Raw genomic sequence first — 22,797 nt, forward strand, 5'->3', positions numbered from 1 at the left:
CAGCACGCGGCTGGCAATTCGACTTATGGTCGAGACATCCGTTTTTGTGCAACCAAATCCGTAGCGGACAGGCTTCAGGCTCCGATGTTCGAGGTATACCCGGTCCTGTGTCGTTGGGCTGTTTCAGACGCTAATGGTGCATGTTCAGACGCAAAACTTTTCATTTGCTCGCCACACTCTTGTGAAGTTGTGAAAACCCGTTTTTTTCACGCTCTTTTGAAGACGTGAACCTCAAAAAAGGGCTGTCCAGGCCTGGCACCCTGCCCGCAAGGGCAAAACAACGCGGTGGCCGAGCGTCATGACAGCTCTGCAGATTCGCGAAAAGCGGGGTTTTTGCCGGAAGAACAGGCAAGCGCGCCAACTTCACTCGATCTGTGTGGGCGGCTCTCTGTGGGCGATTTGGGTGTCGATGCATGCGCATTGACGGTGTTGCGGGGCCCGATCAGGAGACGTCCTTATAATCGGGGGGAGATTGTATCGAAGAAATGCGGGCAGTTGCTCGTGTTTAATGACTTTTATTAGGCATCCGGTCAGATGCTCAACATCGCTTGCACGCGTGCGCGGGGCTGCGACGCTATGACGCGGGCGCTGGCGGGCAGTGGCTTGTGCAACCAGTTGAGGCGGATTTCTTCGATTTCCACCCAGCCATCGCCCATCGGTTGCAGGCTGCACTGCTTGAATGCCTGGCAATGACCGTTGCGATCGAGCAGGGCAAAACTGCGGTGCAGTGGGCGTGGGGCGAACAACGAGATCAGATAACGCATGGCCGAGTACCTTGTTGGAGGACTGGTTTGAAGCTTGCCTGGCGGCCGTGACGCCGAGGTGTATGGGCGGTGAACAATCTGTGACAGGAACCGCATTCCCACGGCTGGGTCAGACATTTGAGTATTCACTGTCGGGTGCTGGTGACCCGCAGTGGCCCACCGCTATACTGCCGGCCTGTTTGTGCCTGATTCTGGAGAAAAGAGCATGTTGCAACGCCTGTTGTTCGGTTTGATCACTGTGACCAGTTTGACCCTGGTTGGCTGCGCCCACAGCCCGCAACAACTGAGCCCGGAACCGAAGCTGACCACGCAGTTGGCCCCGGTCGGCCATGGCCAGCAAGTGGTGGTGCGTGTGGTTGACGGTCGTCCGTCGCCAACCCTCGGCACCCGCGGCGGCCTGTACCCGGAAACCAGCGCGATCACCGTGCAGCGCGAGCAGATCCTGCCCAAGTTGCAGGCGCAGGCTGAAGCCGCCGTACGTCTGCTCGGCTTCACCCCGACCAGCAACGGGATGAACGCGCCGCAACTGACCGTGACCCTGACCGAGCTGAAGTACCAGTCGCCGAAAGAAGGCATGTACGTGACCGAAGCCACGATCGGCGCGACCTTCCGCTCCGACGTGCAGAGCGGCAACCGTCGCTACAGCGGCCGCTACGGCGCTTCGCTGGACCAGCGCTTCGGCATGGCGCCGAACCAGGAAACCAACACCAAGCTGGTCAGCGACGTGTTGAGCGATGCGTTGACTCGCCTGTTCAAGGACCCGACCGTGGGTCAGATCCTCGCCGAGTAAGCTGTGCGGTTGATGTGAAAAAGCCCGGCGCCAGTGATGGCTCCGGGCTTTTTTGTGGCCACACAATTTATCTGAATACTCATACAACTGTGGGAGGGGGCTTGCTCCCGAAAGCGGTGGATCAGTCAACTCAGAAGTCGACTGACACTCAGTCTTCGGGAGCAAGCCCCCTCCCACAGGGACAGGCGTGTGTCAGGCAGCCTGGGAGTAGAAGTCGAGGACACTCACACCGGTCAGCAAATCCGTCTCCGGCAAATCCGCATGCTGATGCCCGCCGAGGGCGCAATACACCAGCCAGTGGCGATCCTGAACATTGAAGGAGAGGCTGCCGACGAGGCTTTGTTGTTCGTCGGTCGGGGTGATGAGGTACAGGCGATCCTGGTTTTCGGCGTGCAGCATGTCGCGTTCCATGTGTGTTTCGAGGCGCGCATGGTGGCCGATGTAAATGACGATGCCGTGACACAGGACAGCCATCGGTCGATTGTCAGGTTATTTGTCGCAAAGGGTAGGGTAGTGGAGGCGTGTTTCGGTAGAATCCGCGCCGCGGTCGTCGATCTGGCGCCTGCCACACCGATTCAGTTCCGAGGTCTGTGATGTCGCTGCACTTGATGACGCTGTTTACCGCCCATCCCGCCAAATTGATCAACCTGCTGGCGCTGGCCCTGGCCTTCCCCGGCAGTTGGCTGCTGCACGCGACCCGCCGTCGTGAACAACGCGCCATGGCCAGCATCGCCGCGCAACGCCAGGCCCAACCCAACGCCGAACCGATTCTGGATTGGGCGACGTTGCGCATGAACCGCTTTTTCTACCGCTTCGGTTTTGCCTGCCTTGGCCTGGCCCTGATCGTCTCCTGGATCAGCACCCGCTTCTGAAGCGAATGCAAAACCTTGTGGCGAGGGGATTTATCCCCGATGGCCTGCGCAGCAGGCCCATGATTATTCAGGCAGAATCCTGGGGCCGCTTCGCGACCCATCGGGGATAAATCCCCTCGCCACAGAGGCTCCGCTATGCCTGTTTACAACGGTAACCCAGCCTTCACCCGGTACTGATTGCGCACCGGCGTCGCATATTGCAGCACCAGATACGGACGGTGCTCTTCAGGGCAGGCGTCCAGTCGGCGCTGCCATTCTTCCTGCGCCTTGGCCAGCTCATCGGCCGGAAACACTTCGGCAGCCTTCGGCACGTTCAGTTGCGGATCGGCATCGGCCCACTGCGCGTACGCCAGGTAATGCACCGGGAACAGGCGATAACCGCCGAGAATCTGCTTGTCCATCTCGATCGCCAATTGCTTGGTGTCTTCGAACAGTTCGGTGATCGGTGCAGCGAAGTTCACGTGCACCCGGCCCTTGTAGCCGGTGATGCCCTTGGCAATGCTCACGTCATCCTCGCCCGGCGCCTTGGCGTAGGTGCCGGTGGTGGCGCGGATGTACAACTCGCGGGCCTTGGCCTGATCGCACGGGTCGTATTCGTAGCTGATCGACACCGGGGTCAGGTTCAGCGACTGGATGACCTCGCCGAACGGCTCGTCCTTGCGGCTCATGTGGAACATCTTGAGGATCGCCGACTCGGTACGGTCGTCGCCGTCCTTTGCCCGGCCTTCAGCCTGCGCGATCCAGATCGAGGCGCAATCGTTGCGGATCGAGTGGTTGATATACGCCGACAGCAATTGATACGCCGCCATCTTCTCGCGGCGCCCGGTGATCGAGCGATGCACGATAAAACTCTTGTTCAGGCGCATCAGGTCGCTGACGAAGGGTTTCTGCAGCAGGTTGTCGCCGATCGCGATGCGCGGGGTCGGCAGGCCGGCGTGGTACACCGCGTAGTTGACGAAGGCCGGGTCCATCACGATGTCGCGGTGGTTGGCGATGAACAGGTAGGCGCTGCCGGACTTGAATTGCTCGACACCGGTGTAGGTCACGCCATCAGTGGCGCGCTCGATGGTGTGGTCGACGTAGAACTCGACTTTGTCCTGCAAAGTGGCCACGGAGGTCACGTCGGCAAACTCACGACGCAGCCGATGGGCTATAAGTGGTTTGAGCATCCAGCCGAAGGCACCGGCAAAACGCGGGAAGCGGAAGTGGGTGAGGATATCTAGAAACGCCTTGTCGCCGAGCAGTCTTGCCAGTACCGCAGGTACTTCGCTGTCGTCGTAAGGTCGGATGGCATCGAATTCGCCCATCATGCTCTCTTGTTGGAAACGGCTAGGGTAAGTAAAGGTTTTGATCGAAAACCAACGGGGCACGGTCTGAAAAGGTAGCCAGACAAAAATAGCCCTGCAAATAGACCGGCGATTATACGCACAAGTCACCTGGGAGACCGCGATGCTGGAAAGTGCACTGTATGAATGTCCGTATTGTGGTGAAGAGGTCGAGACGACGGTGGACCTGTCCGCAGGCGATCAGACCTACATCGAGGACTGTCAGGTGTGTTGTCGACCGATCACGTTTGTCTTGCAGGTGCATGGCGAGGATTGGTTTCTGGAAGTCTTCAGCGAAAACGAGTGAGGGGCGCGCATGCAGCGAATCTACGAGCCGGAAAACCTGATGGAAGGCGAGATGCTCAAGGGCATGCTCGCCAGTGAAGGCATCGAGGCGCACCTGGTGGGCCGCGATCTGCTCGGCGGTACCGGTGAATTGCCGATTTTCGGCCTGCTGGGCCTGTCGGTCGAAAACGATCAGGCCGAATACGCCCGCGAATTGATCACCGCGTACAATGCCGCGCTGCCGCTGCCCGGCGATGAACCGGAGAGCTTTCCCGGGACGCTGGTCTGTTAGGCTGACGTTCGTTTTACTTTTGAGTCGTGTTGCCCCATGTGTGGACGTTATGCCCTGTTTCGCTGGAACCGCGACTTCGCGGCCCTGCCCGGATTTCCCGCCGATCAGCAGGCGCAGTGGAACATTTCCCCCAATGATTCGGTGTTGATGCTGCGTGCCGAGGCCGACGGCCAACGCACCCTGGCCCGCGCCCGTTGGGGGCTGACGCCACCGTGGCTGACCGATCTGTCGCGTACCCCGGCGCATGCCCGGGCCGAAACCGTCGCCGAGCAACCGATGTTCCGCGAGGCGCTGCGCCTGCGCCGCTGTCTGCTGCCGGCCAACGGTTTCTACGAATGGCGCGGCAATCTGCGCAAGCGCCCGTACTGGCTGACGCCGGGGGAGGGTTCGTCGCTGTTTTTCGCGGCGATCTGGGAGGCCTATCCGGTGCAGGAGCAGGTGTGGCTGAGCACCGCCGTCATCACGCAGCCGGCGGCCAGTCAGCGCCGACCGTTGATTCTCGATGAGGCGGGGCAGGCGGCCTGGCTCGATCCCGCGACGCCGTTGCATGTGCTGCAGGGCTTGCTCGCCAGTGAGCCGGCGGCATTGCGCGAGCGGGTGTTGGCGAATCTGGTGAATGATCCGAAGCTCAATGGGCCGGAATGCCTGACCCCGGGTTGAGTTGATGCTGTGCCGCCCTCTTCGCGAGCAAGCCCGCTCCCACAGGTTTTGTGAACGCCGCAAAATTACTGTGGGAGCGGGCTTGCTCGCGAAGGGGCCTTTGGATCAGACCTTGAACTGATTGATCAGCCGCCGCTGCTGCTCCGCCAATTTAGTCAGGCCGGCACTGGCCGAACTCGACTCATCCGCACCGCCCGCCACTTCATTCGCCACCTGACCGATATTGATCACGTTACGGTTGATGTCATCGGCCACTGCGCTCTGTTCTTCCGCCGCACTGGCAATCTGCGTATTCATGTCATTGATCACCGACACCGCCTGAGTAATCGTCTCCAGCGCCTCGGCCGCTTTCGCCGCGTGCTGCACGCTTTCGTCGGTGCGGTTCTGGCTGTCCTCCATGACCCGCACCACATCGCGGGTGCCCTGTTGCAGCTGCTGGATCATGCTCTGGATTTCTTCGGTGGCCTTCTGGGTCTTCTGCGCCAGATTGCGCACCTCGTCCGCCACCACCGCAAAGCCGCGCCCTTGTTCGCCGGCCCGCGCCGCTTCGATTGCTGCGTTCAGCGCCAGCAGGTTGGTCTGCTCGGCGATCCCGCGAATCGCGATGAGGATCGCGTTGATGTTTTCGCTGTCTTTGGCCAGCGTCTGCACCACCTCCACCGCTTTGCCGATTTCCACCGCCAGTACGCCAATCGAGTTCGACGTATCACGGACGATCTGCATGCCTTGGCCGGCAGCCTGATCCGCGTGGCTGGCGGCTTGCGCAGCCTGAGTGGCGTTGCGCGCCACGTCTTGCGCAGTCGCGGTCATCTCCTGCACCGCCGTGGCGACCTGATCGATCTCGGCCATCTGTTTCTGAATGCCGATGTTGGTGCGAATCGCGATGTCGGCAGTGTGTTCCGAGGAATCGCTGACGCTCTGCACTGACGTCACCACCTGCGTGATCATCGCCTGCAACTTGGCGAGGAAGGTGTTGAAACCTTTGGCAATCGAGCCGAGCTCATCGCTGCGATCACTGCTCAAGCGACGGGTCAGGTCGCCTTCACCTTTGGCAATGTCATCGAGCATGGCGACCATCTGCTTCAGTGGTCGGGCGATGCCGTGCCCCACCAGCCAGATCACCAGCAGACCGATGGCGGCAATGATCAGGCCGACCATGGCCATGCCAAAGGTGTCGGACTTGCGCTGTGCATCGAGATCGGCCTGAAGTTTTTGCAGATCCGCCATCACCGCGTTCAACGGCAGTTGCAGCATCAGGGTCCAGCGCGCGTCGGTCTGGCCGATGCCGAACGGCAGGTACAGCTCGATGCGGCCCTTGTCCTTGTTGACCGAGTAGGTGACTTCGCCGCGTTTGAGATTGGCCATGTTGGCGATCTGCTCGGCGTCGAGAATGTCGCTGACCTTTTCACCGAATTTGCTCGGATCCTTGGTGTAGGCCACGATCCGGCCGTTGCCGCCGATCAGGGCCATTTGCCCGGCACCGCTGTACAACTTCTGGTTGGCGCCGAGGAGCATTTCCTGGATGAAGTTCACCGACAGGTCGGCGCCGACGATGCCCTGGAATGCGCCGTTGAGCATGATCGGTTCAATGAACGAGGCGAGCATCACGACCTTGTCGCCGACCTTGTACGGCGCCGGATCGATCACGCAGGGCTTTTTCGTTTCCTTGGAGCAGAGGTAGTACTCACTGGCGCGTACCCCGGTGGACAGGGTTTTCTGATCGTCGACATCGGCCAGTTTGTCCACGCCCAGACTGCCGTCGGTATTGCGGAACCACCACGGCAGGAAGCGTCCGTTGGCGGGATCGATACCGGTCACGGCGCTGCCGACGTAGGCCGCGTCATTGTGGTCCAGGGCGTTTTTTTCCCAGCCGATGTAGGTGCCGAGAATCTTCGGGTTCTGCTCGACGTTCTCCTTGATCAGGCTGATCAGTTGCTCGCGGCTGACGCTCAGGCGCGGCTGGCCGTCGGCGCCCGGTGTGCCGAGCAGCGCATTGACCCGCACCAGTCCGCCGGCAATCAGCAGCGGCGCTTCGAGTTCGCGCTGGATCTGGCTGACCTGGGTCTGCGCCAACGAGGTCAGGCGTTGTTCGATGACTTGTTCGAACTGCGCCTGAGTGCGCTGCTGCACCATGTCTTGAGTGCGGGCACCGGAAAACAGCGCGTACAGCACCAGCGCGGCAACCACGCTGAGGACGATGGCGCCGGCCAGGGCGGCGACGGAAAACTGGATCGACTTGAACTTCATGGGAGCTCCGCACGCAAGAGGACGTCTGCGCTGTTGTATCGGCAGCAGGCACTGCGCCATGAGCGTTGAGCGGAACATTGGGCGGGCGATGTCGCAAATGGATCGGTGCGCGACGCAGCGGCAGCAGGCTTGCCGGTTGCTGTGAATTTTTTACGACAACAGCGGTGGGAAATTTCCGAAAGACGCTGCAACACGTCTGTTGTATCTGGCGCCGATACAATTCACCCCCTACGATACGCGGCAGGTTTTCAGGGAGCTTTTGAATGAACAAGACATTGGTTGTAAGTGCACTGAGCGCAGCGCTGTTGCTGGCCGGTTGTCAGTCGGTCAACACCACCAGCGGCGGAGCCGTCGGTGTGGAGCGCAAGCAGTACATGTTCAGCATGCTGTCCTCGCAAGAGGTCGACCAGATGTATGCCCAGTCCTATCAGAAGACCGTCGGCGAGGCGTCGAGCAAAGGCGTGCTGGACAAGACCAGCCCGGAGGCCAAGCGGGTTCAGGCGATTGCCAACCGGCTGATCGCCCAGGCACCGAACTTCCGCCCGGATGCGGCGCAGTGGCAGTGGGAAGTCAATCTGATCAAGAGCGACGAGCTCAACGCCAACTGCGGGCCTGGCGGCAAGATCATTTTCTACACCGGGCTGATCGACAGCCTGAAGCTGACCGACGATGAAATCGCGGCGGTCATGGGCCATGAAATCGCCCACGCCCTGCGCGAGCACGGTCGTGAGGCGATGTCCAAAGCCTATGGCATTGAAATGGCCAAGCAGGGTGCCGGTGCGTTGTTCGGTCTGGGTCAGGACAGTCTGGCGCTGGCCGACACCGTGGCCAACTACGGCATGACCTTGCCCAACAGCCGCGCCAACGAAAACGAAGCCGACCTGATCGGCCTCGAACTGGCCGCCCGCGCCGGGTACAACCCGAATGCGGCGATCACCTTGTGGAACAAGATGAGCAAGGCTTCGGAGGGCGCACCACCGGAGTTCATGAGCACTCACCCGGCTTCGTCCAGCCGGATCGCCTCGCTGCAGGCAGCGATTCCGAAGGTGATGCCGTTGTACGAGAAAGCCCCTAAATCCTGATGGTTTTGCCGCAAGGCTGATGGCCCCTTCGCGAGCAGGCTCGCTCCCACCTTTGGAATGCATTCCACTGTGGGAGCGAGCCTGCTCGCGAAGAACGATAACTCGGTCTACCGACTTACGGGGTTAAATCCAGCCACTGCTCTGCATTGCCTTGTACACCGCAACGATCGCAAGAATCAGGAACGCCGAAGCCGCCAGGCGACGGATCAAGGTCAGTGGCAATTTCTCCGCGGCAAAGTTACCCGCCAATACCACCGGCACGTTGGCAATCAGCATGCCGGCCGTGGTGCCGATGATCACCAGCCACAGCTCCGGATATTGCGCCGCCAGCATCACGGTGGCGATCTGCGTCTTGTCGCCGATTTCCGCGAGGAAAAACGCGATCAGCGTGGTCAGGAAGGGGCCGAACTTGCGTGCGGTGCTCGCTTCATCGTCGTCCATCTTGTCCGGGACCAGCGTCCAGAGCGCCGTGGCAGCGAAGCTTGCGGCAAGAATCCAGTGCAACACCGAATCGGAGAAAAAGCTGCCGAACCAGGCGCCTACCGCACCGGCTGCTGCGTGGTTGGCCAGGGTCGCAGCGACGATACCGGCAATGATCGGCCAGGGTTTGCGAAAGCGAGCGGCGAGAATCAGCGCGAGCAGTTGCGTCTTGTCGCCGATTTCGGCCAAGGCAACGATTGCGGTGGGAACGAGTAACGAGTCCAGCATCAGGATTTTCCTAAGGGGCGGGTCGACACGGCTATGACACGTACAGCCTTCCCGCCCCGGGTAAGGTGTGCGTGTCATAGGTCTTGTCAAACCCTGCGATCCGTCTGGTGCGGACGCTTGGGTCGCATACGCCATGATCTGAGGATCAAGTATGTTGACGTATGCCGGACGAGCTTGGCGCTCGTGGGAGACTACTCCCCTAGGACGGAGCGGATTCTGCCTTCGCAAAACCGATAGAGCAAGAACAAATTTTCAGCCACGCTTGGCCCGGTAAATCCGGAAACCATTGCCTTCAGCCTTGATTGCACACACGCCCAGATGCTCTTCGATCAGCGGCTGATACTTCAGGAAGCTGTTCGCAACCAGGCGCAGTTCGCCGCCGTTTTTCAGATGTTTGGCCGCTTTTCGCAGCAAGTTCTCGGTGGCGAAATAATCGGTGTGCACGCCGACATGGAACGGCGGGTTGCTCAGAATCGCGTTCAAACCCATCGGTGCAGCGTCGATACCGTCGCCGGTCAGCACTTCGGCGTCCAGACCGTTGGCCGCTAACGTCAGGCGACTGCTGGCGGCGGCGAAGGCATCGACGTCGAGCAAAGTCACCTGATTGTGCGGATAACGCCGTTTGACCGCCGCGCCCAACACCCCGGCGCCACAACCGAAATCCAGCAGATGACCGCTCGGCAGTTTGTCCAGATGCTCAAGCAGCAGGGCGCTGCCGCGGTCCAGTCGACCATGGCTGAACACGCCCGGCAGGCTGATGACTTTAAGCGGGCCTTCGGCCAGCGGCAGCTCATAAGTCTGCGCCAGGCTTTCCAGCGATTTTGCTTCAGGCGCGTTGGCCACGGTGACCTGCCACAGTTGGCAGTGACGGGCGCTGTCGAGTTTGCGCGGCTTGCCGAACGGGTTGAGTTGCTTGGACGCACCCTCGATGCCGCTGCGTTTTTCCCCGACCAGAAACACCTCGCGCCCGGGCAGACGTGCGGCCACCGCGTTGAGGATGTAATCGGTCAGGTCCTTGGACTTGGGCAAAAACACCACGGCACTGTCGAACTCGCGCTCCGGCACGTTTACGCCGAAATGGCTGCGACCTTCGAAGCGCGCATCCAGTGCGGCCTGATCGCCGGCGTGCCAGCACCAGCCGAACGCATTGGGCAGGCGCCCGAGCAGATCGTCGGCAGGCAAACCGGCCAACAACAGCGAACCCTGGAATAACTCGGCCTGACGAAGCAGTACTTCACTGCGCGGATCCATAACTGCTCCCTGGAAAAAAAGTGCCGCAGTTTATCAACTGACGACCCGCAGCGCTTTACCGCTGAAGAATGCCTGGGCGTTTTCGGTCAATTGGCCGACGATGCGTTGCCGCGCTTCGCGACTGCCCCAGGCGTTGTGCGGAGTGACGATCAGCCGTGGAATGTCGGCGGCCAGCAGCGGATTGCCGTTGACTGGCGGTTCGACGCTGAGCACATCGGTGGCGGCGCCGCCGAGGTGACCATTGCGCAGGGCGTCGGCTAGGGCTTGCTCGTCGATCAAACCACCGCGAGCGGTGTTGACCACAAAGGCGCCGGGTTTCATCGCCGCCAGCTCGCGGGCGCCGATGAAGTGCCGGGTGTGTTCGTTGAGCGGACAGTGCAGGGTCAGGGCGTCGATCTGCGGCAGCAGTTCGTTCAGTGGCAGACGATCCGGGCGCGCCGGGCGGCCGGGAATCTGCCCGAGCAACACACGCATGCCAAACGCTTCGGCCAGTCGCGCGACCGCACCGCCGAGTTCGCCATGACCGAGCAGGCCGAGGGTTTTGCCCTCCAGTTCGACAATCGGATAGTCGAGCAGGCAGAACTGTCTGGCCTGCTGCCAGCGACCTTCGCCGACGGCTTTTTGATAATCCGCGAGGCGGGTGGCGAGGTTGAGCAGCAGCATGATCGTGTGCTGCGCCACCGACGGCGTGCCGTAACCCTGACAGTTGCACACGGTGATGCCGTGGGCGCGAGCCGCGTCCAGATCGACGTTGTTGGTGCCGGTGGCGGTGATCAGGATCAATTTAAGATCCGGGTTGGCGGCCATCGCGGCGGCGTCGATGCGGATCTTGTTGGTGATCGCCACGCTGGCCCCGTGCAGGCGTTCGGCGACTTGATCAGGCGCAGTCTGGGCGAACAGTTGCAGGTCGCTGAAGCAGGCGCGCAACGGGCTGAGGTCGAGATCGCCGAGATCCAGTGACGGGTGATCGAGGAATACGGCGCGGCGCGGGTTCGTCATCAACTGTACCTTTTGTGCTTGGAACGGAAGGCGTAATCTGCCGAGCCTACCAGATGAAACAAAACGTTACGCAGTGCCCGAGGTGCTCACAAAACCTGTGGGAGCGGGCTTGCTCGCGAAGAGGGCGTGTCAGACCCATAAAGGTTGCCTGACACAACGCCATTCGCGAGCAAGCCCGCTCCCACAGGGGAAAAGCATTCAGGCGATGTGTTCAAGCTGATGATCACCCCCAGAGGAGCCCCCATGTACTGGACCGAGTTCTTGACCGTTGCACTGATCCACCTGCTGGCCGTGGCCAGCCCCGGCCCGGACTTTGCCGTGGTGGTGCGCGAGAGCGTGACCCATGGTCGTCGCGCCGGCATCTGGACCGCGCTGGGTGTGGGCACGGCGATTTTCCTGCATGTGGGTTATTCGCTGCTGGGCATCGGCCTGATCGTGTCGCAGTCGATCGTGCTGTTCAACGCCTTGAAATGGGCCGCCGCCGCTTACTTGCTGTACATCGGCTTCAAGGCGCTGCGCGCGCAGCCGGCGAAAGTCGTGGCCGATGATTTGCACAAAGAGGCCGGCGTGCGCACCGCGCGCGGCGCGTTCACCTCGGGTTTCGTGACCAATGGTCTGAACCCGAAAGCCACGCTGTTCTTCCTGTCGCTGTTCACCGTGGTGATCAACCCGCACACGCCACTGTCGGTGCAGGCCGGTTATGGGGTTTACCTGGCCGTTGCGACCGCTTTCTGGTTCTGCCTGGTGGCGATGCTGTTCAGTCAGCAACGTGTACGTGCCGGTTTTGCCCGCATGGGCCATTGGTTCGACCGCACCATGGGCGCGGTGCTGATCGCTCTCGGCGTGAAAATCGCGTTTACCGAGATGCATTGATCTCAGAACCGCGACTTAAAACTGTGGGAGCGAGCCTGCTCGCGAATGCGTTGGATCAGTCGACATTACTGGTGGCTGAAAGACCGCTTTCGCGAGCAGGCTCGCTCCCACAGGGCCTTACACAAGCTCGCTGAGTTTGCTCAGATTATTCAGGTACTCCCGGGGATTGTCCCCAAGCAAACGGCGAAACATCGCGCTGAACGCCCGCGCGCTGCCGTAACCCAGATCCCGCGCCACGCGCTGCACGCTGTCCCCGGCGAGCAGGCGCGGTAACGCTTCCATCAGGCGCAGTTGCTGGCGCCAGGCGTTGAAACTCATCTTCAGTTGTCGCTGGAACAGCCGCGCCAGAGTGCGTGAGCTGGCGCCGACCTGCTGCGCCCAGTCTTCCAGGGTGTTGGGGTGATCCGGTGTGTGCAGCAACGCCAGACAGATGTTCTGCAGGCGTCGGTCAGTAGGCATTGGAATGTGCAGCGGCAGGTTTTCCAGGCTGGCGAGCTCTTCCAGCATCAACTGCTGGATCAGCGGATTATCCGCGTGCGGCGGGCCTTGAACAGCGCGCAGGATCAGCTCGCGCAGTAGCGGCGTCACCGCCAGCACGCAGCACTGTTGCAGGCTGGCCGGTGACAGCTCGGGGGCAATGAACAGCGAGCGCATCTGCACATCGCCGGACATGAATATCTCGTGCGCGACTTGCGGCGGAATCCACACTGCGCGGCTTGGCGGAATCACCCAGGCACCGAGGTCGGTGACCACCCGCATGATCCCTCGGACGGCATACAGCAACTGCGCCTCGCGATGCAGGTGCAGCGACTGGTGCGCGCCGTCCAGATAATCCCGGGGATAGGCACTCACCGGGCCGTGTTCGAAGTGGCTGATCAACATGTCGGATTCGATGACCTGGTTGGCAGGTATGCGCTTTTTCGCCAACTTAGCATAAAGCCGCTGACAACAATCCGCCCATAACAAACACAAGCGTGCCGCCATGAATCAATCTCGAAACGTCATTCGCTACGTCAACGCCGCCCATGTGATCGACCACATGTTCATGCTGATTTTTCCCGCCGCCGTGCTCGGCATGACCCAGGCCTTCGGCCTCGACTACGCCGCGCTGATCGGCCTTTCGCTGGGTGGGTTCATTGCCTTTGGCGCCTGTTCGTTACCGGCCGGCTGGCTGGGCGATCACTGGAATCGGCGGCAGATGATGCTGGTGTTTTTCTTCGGCATCGGCGCCTCGGCGATCTTCACCGGGCTGAGCACCAGCCCGACGATGCTGGTGATCGGGTTGACCCTGATCGGCATTTTCGCCGCGATCTACCACCCGGTGGGCACCGCGATGCTGGTGGCCTACGCGCAGAATCGCGGCCGGGAGATCGGCATCAATGGCATGTGGGGCAACCTCGGCGTGGCGTTCTCGGCGCTGATCACCGGGTTGCTGGTGGCGCAGTTCGGCTGGCGGTCGGCCTTTGTGTTACCGGGGGTAGTGGCGATCATGCTGGGAATCGGCTTTGCCGTGCAGGTGCGTGAAGAGCCGATCCCGCAGCGTCCACACACCGCACTGAAGGGCGCTGCCGGGCAGCGGATTTCGATGCTCATGGTATTCGGTGTGCTGGCACTGGCGACGGCCACCGGTGGCGTGGTGTTCAACGCCACGACCATGACCTACCCGAAGCTGTTTCAGGAACGTCTGCATGACTTGTTCGCCTCGCCGCAAACCCTCGGCGTGGTGGTCAGCCTGGCGTATGCCTTTGGTGCAGTGGCGCAGTTGAGCATTGGCCAGGTGCTGCACCGAGTCAGCTTGAAATGGCCGTTTATTGTGTTGACGCTATTTCAGGCGCCGCTGTTGTACGCCATGGCGTATGTCGATGGCTGGGCAGTGATCGTGCTCGGTGCGGCGTTCATGTTCGTGGTGTTTGGTCAGGTGACGGTGAACGACTCGATGGTCGCCAATTTCGTCGCGCCGCAGTGGCAATCGCGGGTCTTCGCCTTGCGTTACTGCCTGTCGTTCGGCGCCAGTGCGACGGCGATTCCGCTGATTGCCTACATCGAACCGCGCCATGGTTTTGTCGGGCTTTACGTGATTCTGGCGGGTTTCGGCGCATTGACCTTCCTTGCTGCGCTGGTTTTCCCACGGACGCCTTCAGAAGCGGCTGTAGGGCAAACGGCCTGAACGGCGCTGAAATACCGACAAATGCTGGCGCAAAGCTAGCATTTGTACGGCTGTGCAAATCATTCCTTCGGCTGATTTGACTGGGGTATAACGGCTCTAGAGTAACGCTCTCTACGCCAACACCGTGCAGCCAGAAAAGGGATTCATATGTTGCAGACTCGCGTCATTCCCCCGGCCGATGGGGCCTACCAGTATCCATTGCTGATCAAACGGCTGCTGATGTCCGGCGCCCGTTACGAGAAAACCCGCGAGATCATCTACCGAGACCAGTTGCGCTACAGCTATCCGACCCTGATCGAGCGGGTGGCGCGGCTGGCCAACGTGTTGACGGCGGCCGGAGTGAAGGCGGGTGACACCGTGGCGGTGATGGACTGGGACAGCCATCGCTACCTCGAATGCATGTTTGCCATTCCGATGATCGGCGCGGTGATCCACACCATCAACGTGCGTCTGTCGCCGGAGCAGATCCTCTACACCATGAACCACGCCGAGGACCGCTTCGTGCTGGTCAACAGCGAGTTCGTCGGGCTGTACCAGGCCATCGCGCCGCACCTGACCACCGTCGAGAAAACCCTGCTGCTGACCGATCTGCCGGAAAAGACCGCCGAGCTGCCGAACCTGGTCGGCGAGTACGAGCAACTGCTGGCCGCCGCGAGTGCGCAATACGACTTTGAGGATTTCGACGAGAACTCGGTCGCTACCACCTTCTACACCACCGGCACCACCGGCAACCCGAAAGGCGTGTACTTCACCCATCGGCAACTGGTGCTGCACACCATGGGCGTGTCGACGATCATGGGCGCGATCGACAGCGTGCGCCTGCTCGGCACCAACGACGTGTACATGCCGATCACCCCGATGTTCCATGTGCATGCCTGGGGTTTGCCGTACGTGGCAACCATGCTCGGGCTCAAGCAGGTTTATCCGGGGCGTTACGACCCGGAATTTCTCGTCGAGCTGTGGCGCAAGGAGAAGGTCACGTTCTCCCACTGCGTGCCGACCATCCTGCAGATGCTGCTCAACGCCAAAGGCGCACAGGGCACCGATTTCGGCGGCTGGAAGATCGTCATCGGTGGCAGTGCGCTGAACCGTACGCTGTATGAAACCGCCAAGGCCCGGGGCATTCAGTTGACGGCGGCCTACGGCATGTCGGAGACCGGGCCACTGGTTTCCTGTGCACATTTGAACGACGAGTTGATGGCCGGCACCGAAGACGAACGCACCACTTACCGGATCAAGGCCGGTGTGCCGGGGCCGTTGGTGGAAGCGGCGATCGTCGACGCCGAGGGCAACTTCCTCCCCGCCGACGGCGAAACCCAGGGCGAACTGGTGCTGCGCGCGCCGTGGCTCACCGAAGGCTATTTCAACGAACCGCAGAAGGGCGCCGAGCTCTGGGCCGGTGGGTGGCTGCACACCGGCGATGTGGCAACGCTCGACAGCATGGGCGTGATCGACATCCGCGACCGCATCAAGGATGTGATCAAGACTGGCGGCGAATGGATTTCCTCGCTGGACCTCGAAGACCTGATCAGCCGTCATGTGGCGGTACGCGAAGTAGCAGTGGTGGGCATCGCCGATCCGCAATGGGGCGAGCGGCCGTTTGCACTGCTGGTGATCCGCGAAGGGCACGAGATCGGGGCGCGCGAGCTCAAGGAACACCTCAAGCCGTTCGTGGAACTGGGTCACTTGAGCAAGTGGGCGATTCCAAGCCAGATCGCCCTTGTTACGGAAATTCCCAAGACCAGTGTCGGCAAGCTCGACAAGAAGCGCATCCGCCTCGACATCACCGAATGGCAGGCCAACAACAGCACCTTCCTTTCGACACTTTGAGTGTCTGCTGGCGCGCCGAAACCGGCGCGCCAGACCCACCAAGCAAGCGCTTGGCTTGTTAAATCGAAAAATTCAGCCATCCTTGCCGTGCCGACATGTGTCGGACTGGCGAAAGGACTGTTCCAGAGTGGCCGGCAGCTGCAAATCACACTTTAGAGGGATCAAGCAGTACCCCCTGCTGGCTATAGTCCGCTCAAGGATTTTTAAGAACGGGGCACACGCACGAACAGGGGCGATGCAACTTTGGAGTGACGTCGGGTGGCTACTGGCTCCCGGTCTTCCAGGCGTTTTTAAAAGTACTCACTGCCATAACAATAATGCACATGGAGTAGCGTCGATGACATCAGTAAACCAGTTCTGGCGCCGGGCTAAACTGCCTCTGGCCGTCAGTCTTGCCTCTACGCTCGCCGGGCCCGCATTCGGCGTCAGTTTCAACGTCGGTGAAATCGAAGGTCAGTTCGACTCCTCGCTCTCCCTGGGCATGAGTATCTCGACCCAGCAGCCGAACAAGGACCTTATTGGTGTCAACAACGGCGGCAAGGGCCTGTCCCAGACCTCCGACAACGGCCACCTGAACTTCAAGAGCGGGCAAGCCTTCTCGAAGATCTTCAAGGGCATCCATGATCTGGAACTGAAATACGGCGACACCGGGGTCTTCGTCCGGGGCAAATACTGGTACGACTTCGCGCTGCAGAATCAGGACCTGGAATACAAGGACGTCAGCAACCACAACCGCGACGTCGCGGCGCGTTCTTCCGGCGGGCAGATCCTAGACGCCTTCGTTTACCACAACTACTCGATTGCCGATGAGCCAGGTTCGGTGCGTCTGGGCAAGCAGGTGGTGAACTGGGGCGAAAGTACCTTCATCGGTGGCGGCATCAACTCGATCAACCCGATCGACGTGTCCGCGTTCCGCCGTCCGGGTGCCGAGATCAAGGAAGGTCTGATCCCGGTCAACATGTTCTACGTATCCCAGAGCCTCACCGAAAACCTCTCGGCTGAAGGTTTCTACCAGATCGACTGGCAGAAGACCGTGACCGACAACTGCGGCACCTTTTTCTCGCAGCCGGACATCGTCACCACCGGTTGCGACGACAACCTGCGGGTACTGAACAAGCGTTCGACCATTCCGGGTATTGCGCTCGGGCCGTTGGCCAACGCTGGTGTCGACGTCAACGAAGAGGGCGTGCTGGTGCGCCGTTCGCCCAACCGCAACGCGCGTGACAGCGGGCAGTGGGGCGTTTCCGCCAAGTACATGTTCGACCCGCTGGCCACCGAGTTCGGCGCCTACTTCATGAACTACCACAGCCGTGCGCCGATCTTCAGCGCCACCGGCGCGCCACAGTCGATCTATAACGGCGTGGCGGCATTGCCGGGGCCGTTCCAGGCGCTGGGGCCACTGGTAGTCGCAGGCAACTCGAACTACTTCATCGAATACCCTGAGGACATTCGCCTCTACGGTCTGAGCTTCTCCACTACCCTGCCTACCGGTACGGCGTGGAGCGGTGAAGTCAGCTACCGGCCGAATGCGCCGGTGCAGTTGAACTCCACCGACATTCTGTTCGCCGGCGTACGTCCGCTGGGTGGCGCGTTGACCAATGCGTCGGTCCTCAACGGCGTGCCGGGCCAGGATCTGCACGGTTACAACCGTAAAGAAATCACCCAGCTGCAAACCACCCTGACGCACTTCTTCGATCAGGTGATGGGCGCCAACCGGCTGACCCTGGTGGGTGAAGTCGGCGTGACCCACGTCGGTGGTCTGGAAAGCAAATCCGAAGCCCGTTACGGCCGCGATCCGGTGTTCGGCCCGGGCGAACTGCCTGCCACGGGAGGTCTCAACACCTGCTCGCAGATCCTCAACACCTCCACCATCAACGGTGCCGGGCCGGGGGCTTCGCGCGATAACGTTTCCAGCAACTGCAACAACGATGGTTTCACCACGGCCACTTCGTGGGGCTATCGCGCTCGTGCCATCTGGGATTACAGCGACGTGTTTGCCGGTGTGAACCTCAAGCCGAACGTGGCCTGGTCGCACGACGTGAAAGGTTACTCGCCAGGCCCTGGCGGCAACTTCGAGGAAGGTCGCAAGGCCATCAGCCTCGGTCTCGATGCCGAATACCAGAACACCTACACGGCGAGTCTGGCCTACACCAACTTCTTTGGCGGCGACTACACGACCGTGGACGATCGTGACTTCGTGGCCTTGAGCGTCGGCGTGAACTTCTAAGCACAGTTTTTTCAGGACGAACACACATATGAAAATAACAAAGAGTCTGTTCCACGCGGGTGTTCTGGGTTTGTCGCTGCTGGCGACCAGCGTCATGGCGGCCGTTCCCGCCGCCGAAGCCGACAAGCTGGGCAAGAGCCTGACCCCGATGGGCGCCGAAATGGCCGGCAACGCCGACGGTTCGATCCCTGCCTGGAAACCGTTGGCGAAAAATGCCGGCACGGTCGACAGCAAGGGCTTCCTGTCCGATCCGTTCGGCAGTGAAAAACCGCTGTTCACCATCACCGCGCAGAACGTCGAGCAGTACAAGGACAAGCTTGCTCCGGGCCAGTACGCGATGTTCAAGCGCTACCCGGACACCTTCAAGATTCCGGTTTATCCGTCCCATCGCGGCTCGACCGTGCCGGATGACGTGTTCGCCGCGATCAAGAAAAACGCCACCACCACCAATCTGGTCGCAGGCGGTAACGGTCTGGAAAACTTCGATACCGCCGTGCCGTTCCCGATTCCGAAAAGCGGTCTGGAAGTGATCTGGAACCACATCACCCGCTACCGCGGTGGCAGCGTGACCCGTCTGGTGACCCAGGCGACTCCGCAAACCAACGGCTCGTTCAGCCTGGTGTACTTTCAGGACCAGTTCGTGTTCCGCGACAAAATGAAGGATTACGATCCGGCCAACCCGGGCAACATCCTGTTCTACTTCAAGCAGAAAGTGACCGCGCCGGCACGTCTGGCCGGTACCGTACTGCTGGTGCACGAAACCCTCGACCAGGTGAAGGAGCCGCGCAAGGCGTGGGTCTACGCCACTGGTCAGCGTCGTGTGCGTCAGGCACCGCAAGTGTCCTATGACGGCCCGGGCACTGCGGCGGACGGTCTGCGTACCTCCGACAACCTCGACATGTACAACGGTGCGCCGGATCGCTACGACTGGAAGCTCGAAGGCAAGAAAGAGATGTACATTGCCTCCAACAGCTACAAGATCGACTCGCCGACTCTCAAGTACGCAGACATCATCAAGGCCGGCCATATCAACCAGGACCTGACCCGTTACGAGTTGCGTCGTGTCTGGCACGTGGTCGCCACCCTGAAACCGGGTCAGCGCCATATCTATGCCAAACGTGACTTCTACATCGACGAAGACACCTGGCAGGCAGCGGTCATCGACCACTACGACGGTCGCGGTCAGCTGTGGCGTGTCGCCGAAGCGCATGCCGAGGACTACTACGACAAGCAAGTGCCGTGGTACGCGCTGGAAGCCCTGTACGACCTGCAATCGGGTCGCTACCTGGCGCTGGGCATGAAGAACGAAGAAAAATCAGCGTATGACTTCGGTTTCTCTGCCACCAAGAGCGAATTCCAGCCGGGCAACCTGGGCCAGGACGGTATCCGCTAAGCTTTGATCCGAGGCCGCATCCTCGAAAAAACGCCCCGACTGGTTCGGGGCGTTTTTTTTGGCGTTGATTTTGTAGGAGCTGCCGGCTCGCGACAGTCTTTTTGTAGCCATTTGTAGCAGCAACCTTCATAACCGCTACGTTTAAGGCTAGGCTGCGGACATCTGCTACGCCGCCAACAGCCATTCGAACAAGAGCCGGCCATGACTGATCTGTCCCCACTTCCGGGTCCCGCAAGCGCTGCCGTCGCGGCACTGGACGGACGTTTTTTCCGTCCTCCGCTGCCGGACGGATACGTCTTGCGGCCACGTCTCTGCGAGCGCCTGCAAACCGGGCTCGGTGGACGTCTGTTACTGGTGTGCGCTCCGGCCGGGTTCGGCAAGAGTTCGCTGGCGGTGGAGTTCTGTCAGAGCCTGCCGGCGCACTGGCAAAGCCTTTGGCTGGGATTGAGCCCACGGGATAACGATCCGGGGCGGTTTCTCGAGCGATTGCTGGAGGGACTGCAGGACTACTTTCCGGATCTGGGCAGTCGTGCACTCGGCCTGTTGAAGATGCGCCAGCGCCATCAGCCGTTCGCCTTCGAAGAATGGCTCGACGGCTTGCTCGATGAACTGGCCCTGCAACTGCAACCGACGGCGCCGCTGTTGCTGGTGCTCGACGACTACCATCTCGCCCAAGGGCCGGTACTCGACCGTTGCCTGCAGTTTTTCCTCAATCATCTTCCCGATGGCTTGCTGGTCATGGTCACCAGTCGGCAGCGCCCGGACTGGCATCTGGCGCGTCTGCGCCTGTCGCGCCAGTTGCTCGAACTGCATGAGCAGGACTTACGCCTGACCCACGATGAAGCCCTGACGCTGCTCGATCGACACAGCAGTTCATTGCGCGGCGAAGCGCTGGAAAACCTGATCCAGCGCAGCGAAGGCTGGGTGGCCGGACTGCGTTTCTGGTTGCTTGCGGTCTCCGAGGCTGGCAGCGGGGCTCCGTTGCCACCCGCGCTGAACGGCGGGGAAGGGCTGATCCGCGATTACCTGTTGGAAGAAGTGATCGATTGCCTGCCGGCCGAGGTGCAGGCGTTTCTCTACGACACCGCCCCTCAAGAGCGCTTTTGCAGCGAGCTGTGCGACGCGGTGCGCGAAGCCCACGACAGCGCCGAAATCCTGCGGTTTCTGTTGGCGCATCAGGTATTTCTGGTGCCGCTGGACGAACACGGTCACTGGTATCGCTATCACCATTTGTTTTCCGATCTGCTGCGCAGCCGTCCCGTGACCCAGACGCTGGTGCCGGCGGCGACCCTGCACCTGCGCGCCTGTCGCTGGTTCAGTGCTCAAGGGCTGCTCGACGAAGCGGTGGAGCAGGCCTTGCGCGCCGGCCATCTGGATGTCGCAGCGAATCTGGTGCAGAACCTGTCCGAGGAACAACTGCTCGCCGAGCAGAACGTGGGCATGCTGCTGCGCTGGAAAATGGACTTGCCCGACAGCCTGCTGATCAGCACGCCACGCTTGATCGTGCTCTATAGCTGGGCGCTCGGGCTGGCCTGTCAGCTGGATGCCGCTGAAGAGCTGGCCAGTCATTTAAGTCGTTTCCTGCCGGCGCCTTCGGCCTCTGCGCAGAAGTCGATGCTCGCGCAATGGCTGGCGCTCAGCGGCATCATCGCCCGCGGGCGAGGGCATCGTGAGCTGACCCAGCGCTATTGCAGCGAAGCGCTGGAAAGCCTGCCGGTGAAACGTTACGGGCAACGCCTGATGTGCCTGTCGACCTTGTCCAATCTGGCGATTGCCGACGGTGACCTGTGGCGTGCGCGGGGCTTGAATCGAGAATCCCTCGAGCTGGCGCAGCGGGTCGGCAATCCTTTGTTCGAAGCCTTGGCGCATTACGACCGGGCGCGGGTCCTGCAATCGCGCGGGGAAATTCTGCGCGCCCTGGATGAGGTGCATCAGGGTCTTGATCGTCTGCGCGGGTTGTCGGCGCAACGTCTGTACGCGGTGCGTGCACGGCTGACGCTGTATGAAGGTTTTCTGCTGTCGATGCGCTTGCAACCGCAGCAGGCCCGGGCCCGATTGCTGAGCGGTCTGGCCGAAGCGCGGGCCTGTCGTGATATCAGCGTGTTGATCGGCCACTGCGTGATCGCTCGTCTGGACGGCAGCTCAGGCGAGTTTGCCAAGGCCTTTGCCGAACTCGCCGAAGCCGAGCGCCTGATGCACATCTGGGATGTGCCACCGATCTACTATCTGGCAATGATCACCCTGGTCAAATGCGAACTGTGGCTGGCGCAGGGCCGCACTGATCTGGCCGAAGCCTGGCTGGCACGTCTGGGGCAGACCTACACCGGCGAGCGCGCAGCGGCGCCACCGGAGTTTCATCCTCAGTTGCCGCTGCATGTCGAATTGCAGCAGGCGTTACTTGATGTGATCAAAGGCCAGCCGATGCTCGCCGAAGGGCGGTTGAATGTGTTGCTGGAAAACGGTCAGCAAACCGGGCGCCAGTTGCTGTGTGTGATGGCGCTGGCGCAGAAAGTGAATTTGCTGCTGAGCAGTGGTCGCGAATCCGAGGCACGCAAAGCATTGAACCAGGCGCTGGAAGCGGCGGCGGGCGGCGTGATACAGCCATTTGACGCCTTGATCAAAGCGCATCCGGACTGGCTGCGCAGCCAGCTGCAAAACTCGCCAGCACTGGCAGGACAGCAGTTGCTGACGCATTTTCCGCTGGTGGTTGCCCGTCCTGTCATTGAATGTGGATCTGCCGAACAACTCAGCAGTCGCGAGCTGGCGGTGCTGCGTTTGATTGCCCAGGGCTGTTCCAATCAGGAAATCAGCGAGCAACTGTTCATTTCGCTGCATACGGTGAAAACCCATGCCAGCCATATCAACAGCAAGCTGGGGGTCGAACGGCGCACGCAGGCGGTGGCACGCGCCAAGGAACTGGGTGTGTTGAGCTGATCGCGATATCCGCCGGCCAATGAAAAACGCCCCGAACCAGTCGGGGCGTTTTGGGTTTATGTTCCAGGCCTGTGTTACCGGCCGGGTCATTGGGGGCG

Annotated in this window: 20 protein-coding genes, 1 pseudogene and 1 riboswitch; of the genes and pseudogenes, 12 read left to right on the forward strand and 9 right to left on the reverse strand. The window is 61.0% G+C overall.

The features are described 5' to 3' along the window. Window positions 1-530: 530 nt before the first annotated feature. Window positions 531-764, reverse strand: a complete 234-nt coding sequence (locus VLA07_RS05020) for a hypothetical protein (RefSeq protein ID WP_333988539.1) — start codon at window positions 762-764, stop codon at window positions 531-533. A gap of 205 nt (window positions 765-969) precedes the next feature. Between VLA07_RS05020 and VLA07_RS05025 the strand changes: the two genes are divergently transcribed. Continuing rightward, on the forward strand, window positions 970-1,554 hold the full coding sequence (locus tag VLA07_RS05025) for a YajG family lipoprotein (RefSeq protein WP_003228101.1): 585 nt from the start codon (window positions 970-972) through the stop codon (window positions 1,552-1,554). A gap of 192 nt (window positions 1,555-1,746) precedes the next feature. On the opposite strand, the gene VLA07_RS05030 is transcribed toward VLA07_RS05025, so the two are convergent. Continuing rightward, a complete protein-coding gene (locus VLA07_RS05030; RefSeq protein ID WP_333989072.1) occupies window positions 1,747-1,953 on the reverse strand; it encodes a hypothetical protein in 207 nt (68 codons plus the stop codon). 194 nt (window positions 1,954-2,147) lie between these two features. On the opposite strand from VLA07_RS05030, the gene VLA07_RS05035 reads away from it, so the two are divergent. Next, the gene (locus tag VLA07_RS05035; RefSeq protein ID WP_007967709.1) at window positions 2,148-2,426 is read left to right on the forward strand and encodes a hypothetical protein; all 279 of its coding nucleotides are present in this window, start codon (window positions 2,148-2,150) and stop codon (window positions 2,424-2,426) included. A gap of 143 nt (window positions 2,427-2,569) precedes the next feature. On the opposite strand, the gene VLA07_RS05040 is transcribed toward VLA07_RS05035, so the two are convergent. Continuing rightward, window positions 2,570-3,733: a 1-acyl-sn-glycerol-3-phosphate acyltransferase gene (locus VLA07_RS05040; protein ID WP_179353342.1), complete on the reverse strand. Its 1,164-nt coding sequence runs from the start codon at window positions 3,731-3,733 to the stop codon at window positions 2,570-2,572. Between the two features lie 142 nt (window positions 3,734-3,875). Here VLA07_RS05040 and VLA07_RS05045 point away from each other — a divergent pair, with 142 nt between their 5' ends. Genes VLA07_RS05045 through VLA07_RS05055 form a run of 3 tightly spaced genes read left to right on the forward strand, consistent with a single transcriptional unit; the run spans window position 3,876 to window position 4,988 of the window. Further along, complete coding sequence (locus tag VLA07_RS05045) at window positions 3,876-4,058, forward strand: CPXCG motif-containing cysteine-rich protein (protein WP_096797159.1); 183 nt, start codon at window positions 3,876-3,878, stop codon at window positions 4,056-4,058. Between the two features lie 9 nt (window positions 4,059-4,067). Further along, window positions 4,068-4,328, forward strand: a complete 261-nt coding sequence (locus tag VLA07_RS05050; RefSeq protein ID WP_003228093.1) for a putative signal transducing protein — start codon at window positions 4,068-4,070, stop codon at window positions 4,326-4,328. 36 nt (window positions 4,329-4,364) lie between these two features. Further along, on the forward strand, window positions 4,365-4,988 hold the full coding sequence (locus tag VLA07_RS05055) for an SOS response-associated peptidase (protein WP_007967716.1): 624 nt from the start codon (window positions 4,365-4,367) through the stop codon (window positions 4,986-4,988). 105 nt (window positions 4,989-5,093) lie between these two features. On the opposite strand, the gene VLA07_RS27130 is transcribed toward VLA07_RS05055, so the two are convergent. Both VLA07_RS27130 and VLA07_RS27135 read right to left on the reverse strand, forming a co-directional pair. Beyond that, window positions 5,094-5,936, reverse strand: coding sequence for a methyl-accepting chemotaxis protein (locus VLA07_RS27130; protein WP_414889327.1), 843 nt, complete (start codon window positions 5,934-5,936; stop codon window positions 5,094-5,096). A 12-nt stretch (window positions 5,937-5,948) separates the two neighbouring features. Continuing rightward, a pseudogene (locus VLA07_RS27135) lies at window positions 5,949-7,313 on the reverse strand (HAMP domain-containing protein); the annotation flags it as partial. A 185-nt stretch (window positions 7,314-7,498) separates the two neighbouring features. On the opposite strand from VLA07_RS27135, the gene VLA07_RS05065 reads away from it, so the two are divergent. Beyond that, window positions 7,499-8,317 carry a M48 family metallopeptidase gene (locus VLA07_RS05065; RefSeq protein ID WP_025109318.1) on the forward strand — a complete coding sequence of 273 codons (819 nt, stop codon included), beginning with the start codon at window positions 7,499-7,501 and terminating at the stop codon, window positions 8,315-8,317. 123 nt (window positions 8,318-8,440) lie between these two features. On the opposite strand, the gene VLA07_RS05070 is transcribed toward VLA07_RS05065, so the two are convergent. The 3 genes from VLA07_RS05070 to VLA07_RS05080 all read right to left on the reverse strand — a co-directional run bounded on the left by VLA07_RS05070 (window position 8,441) and on the right by VLA07_RS05080 (window position 11,275). After that, a complete protein-coding gene (locus VLA07_RS05070; RefSeq protein ID WP_085745368.1) occupies window positions 8,441-9,025 on the reverse strand; it encodes a TMEM165/GDT1 family protein in 585 nt (194 codons plus the stop codon). Window positions 9,026-9,113: 88 nt separating this feature from the next. Next, window positions 9,114-9,238: riboswitch (yybP-ykoY riboswitch) on the reverse strand. Between the two features lie 39 nt (window positions 9,239-9,277). Continuing rightward, window positions 9,278-10,276: a class I SAM-dependent methyltransferase gene (locus tag VLA07_RS05075; RefSeq protein ID WP_027612205.1), complete on the reverse strand. Its 999-nt coding sequence runs from the start codon at window positions 10,274-10,276 to the stop codon at window positions 9,278-9,280. A gap of 33 nt (window positions 10,277-10,309) precedes the next feature. After that, window positions 10,310-11,275 (reverse strand): 2-hydroxyacid dehydrogenase, encoded by a 966-nt coding sequence (locus VLA07_RS05080; protein WP_333988540.1) that lies wholly within the window; start codon window positions 11,273-11,275, stop codon window positions 10,310-10,312. A 243-nt stretch (window positions 11,276-11,518) separates the two neighbouring features. Here VLA07_RS05080 and VLA07_RS05085 point away from each other — a divergent pair, with 243 nt between their 5' ends. Next, window positions 11,519-12,148, forward strand: coding sequence for a LysE family translocator (locus VLA07_RS05085; protein ID WP_333988541.1), 630 nt, complete (start codon window positions 11,519-11,521; stop codon window positions 12,146-12,148). A 117-nt stretch (window positions 12,149-12,265) separates the two neighbouring features. On the opposite strand, the gene VLA07_RS05090 is transcribed toward VLA07_RS05085, so the two are convergent. Then, window positions 12,266-13,030, reverse strand: a complete 765-nt coding sequence (locus VLA07_RS05090; RefSeq protein WP_097086291.1) for an AraC family transcriptional regulator — start codon at window positions 13,028-13,030, stop codon at window positions 12,266-12,268. A gap of 100 nt (window positions 13,031-13,130) precedes the next feature. Between VLA07_RS05090 and VLA07_RS05095 the strand changes: the two genes are divergently transcribed. From VLA07_RS05095 to VLA07_RS05115, 5 genes are all read left to right on the forward strand, one after another. Next, window positions 13,131-14,315 carry an MFS transporter gene (locus VLA07_RS05095; RefSeq protein ID WP_247268096.1) on the forward strand — a complete coding sequence of 395 codons (1,185 nt, stop codon included), beginning with the start codon at window positions 13,131-13,133 and terminating at the stop codon, window positions 14,313-14,315. A gap of 147 nt (window positions 14,316-14,462) precedes the next feature. Next, entirely contained in the window at window positions 14,463-16,145 is a 1,683-nt protein-coding gene (locus VLA07_RS05100; protein WP_097086226.1) for a fatty acid--CoA ligase, read from the forward strand. Between the two features lie 337 nt (window positions 16,146-16,482). Next, entirely contained in the window at window positions 16,483-18,372 is a 1,890-nt protein-coding gene (locus VLA07_RS05105; RefSeq protein WP_247268095.1) for a DUF1302 domain-containing protein, read from the forward strand. Between the two features lie 28 nt (window positions 18,373-18,400). Further along, window positions 18,401-19,765, forward strand: coding sequence for a DUF1329 domain-containing protein (locus VLA07_RS05110; RefSeq protein WP_096797152.1), 1,365 nt, complete (start codon window positions 18,401-18,403; stop codon window positions 19,763-19,765). A gap of 201 nt (window positions 19,766-19,966) precedes the next feature. Beyond that, the gene (locus VLA07_RS05115; RefSeq protein ID WP_333988542.1) at window positions 19,967-22,699 is read left to right on the forward strand and encodes a LuxR C-terminal-related transcriptional regulator; all 2,733 of its coding nucleotides are present in this window, start codon (window positions 19,967-19,969) and stop codon (window positions 22,697-22,699) included. Window positions 22,700-22,797: the final 98 nt, after the last annotated feature.

The organism is Pseudomonas sp. S3(2024) (assembly GCF_036861315.1).
In the GTDB taxonomy this organism is placed as follows: Bacteria; Pseudomonadota; Gammaproteobacteria; order Pseudomonadales; family Pseudomonadaceae; genus Aquipseudomonas; species Aquipseudomonas putida_A.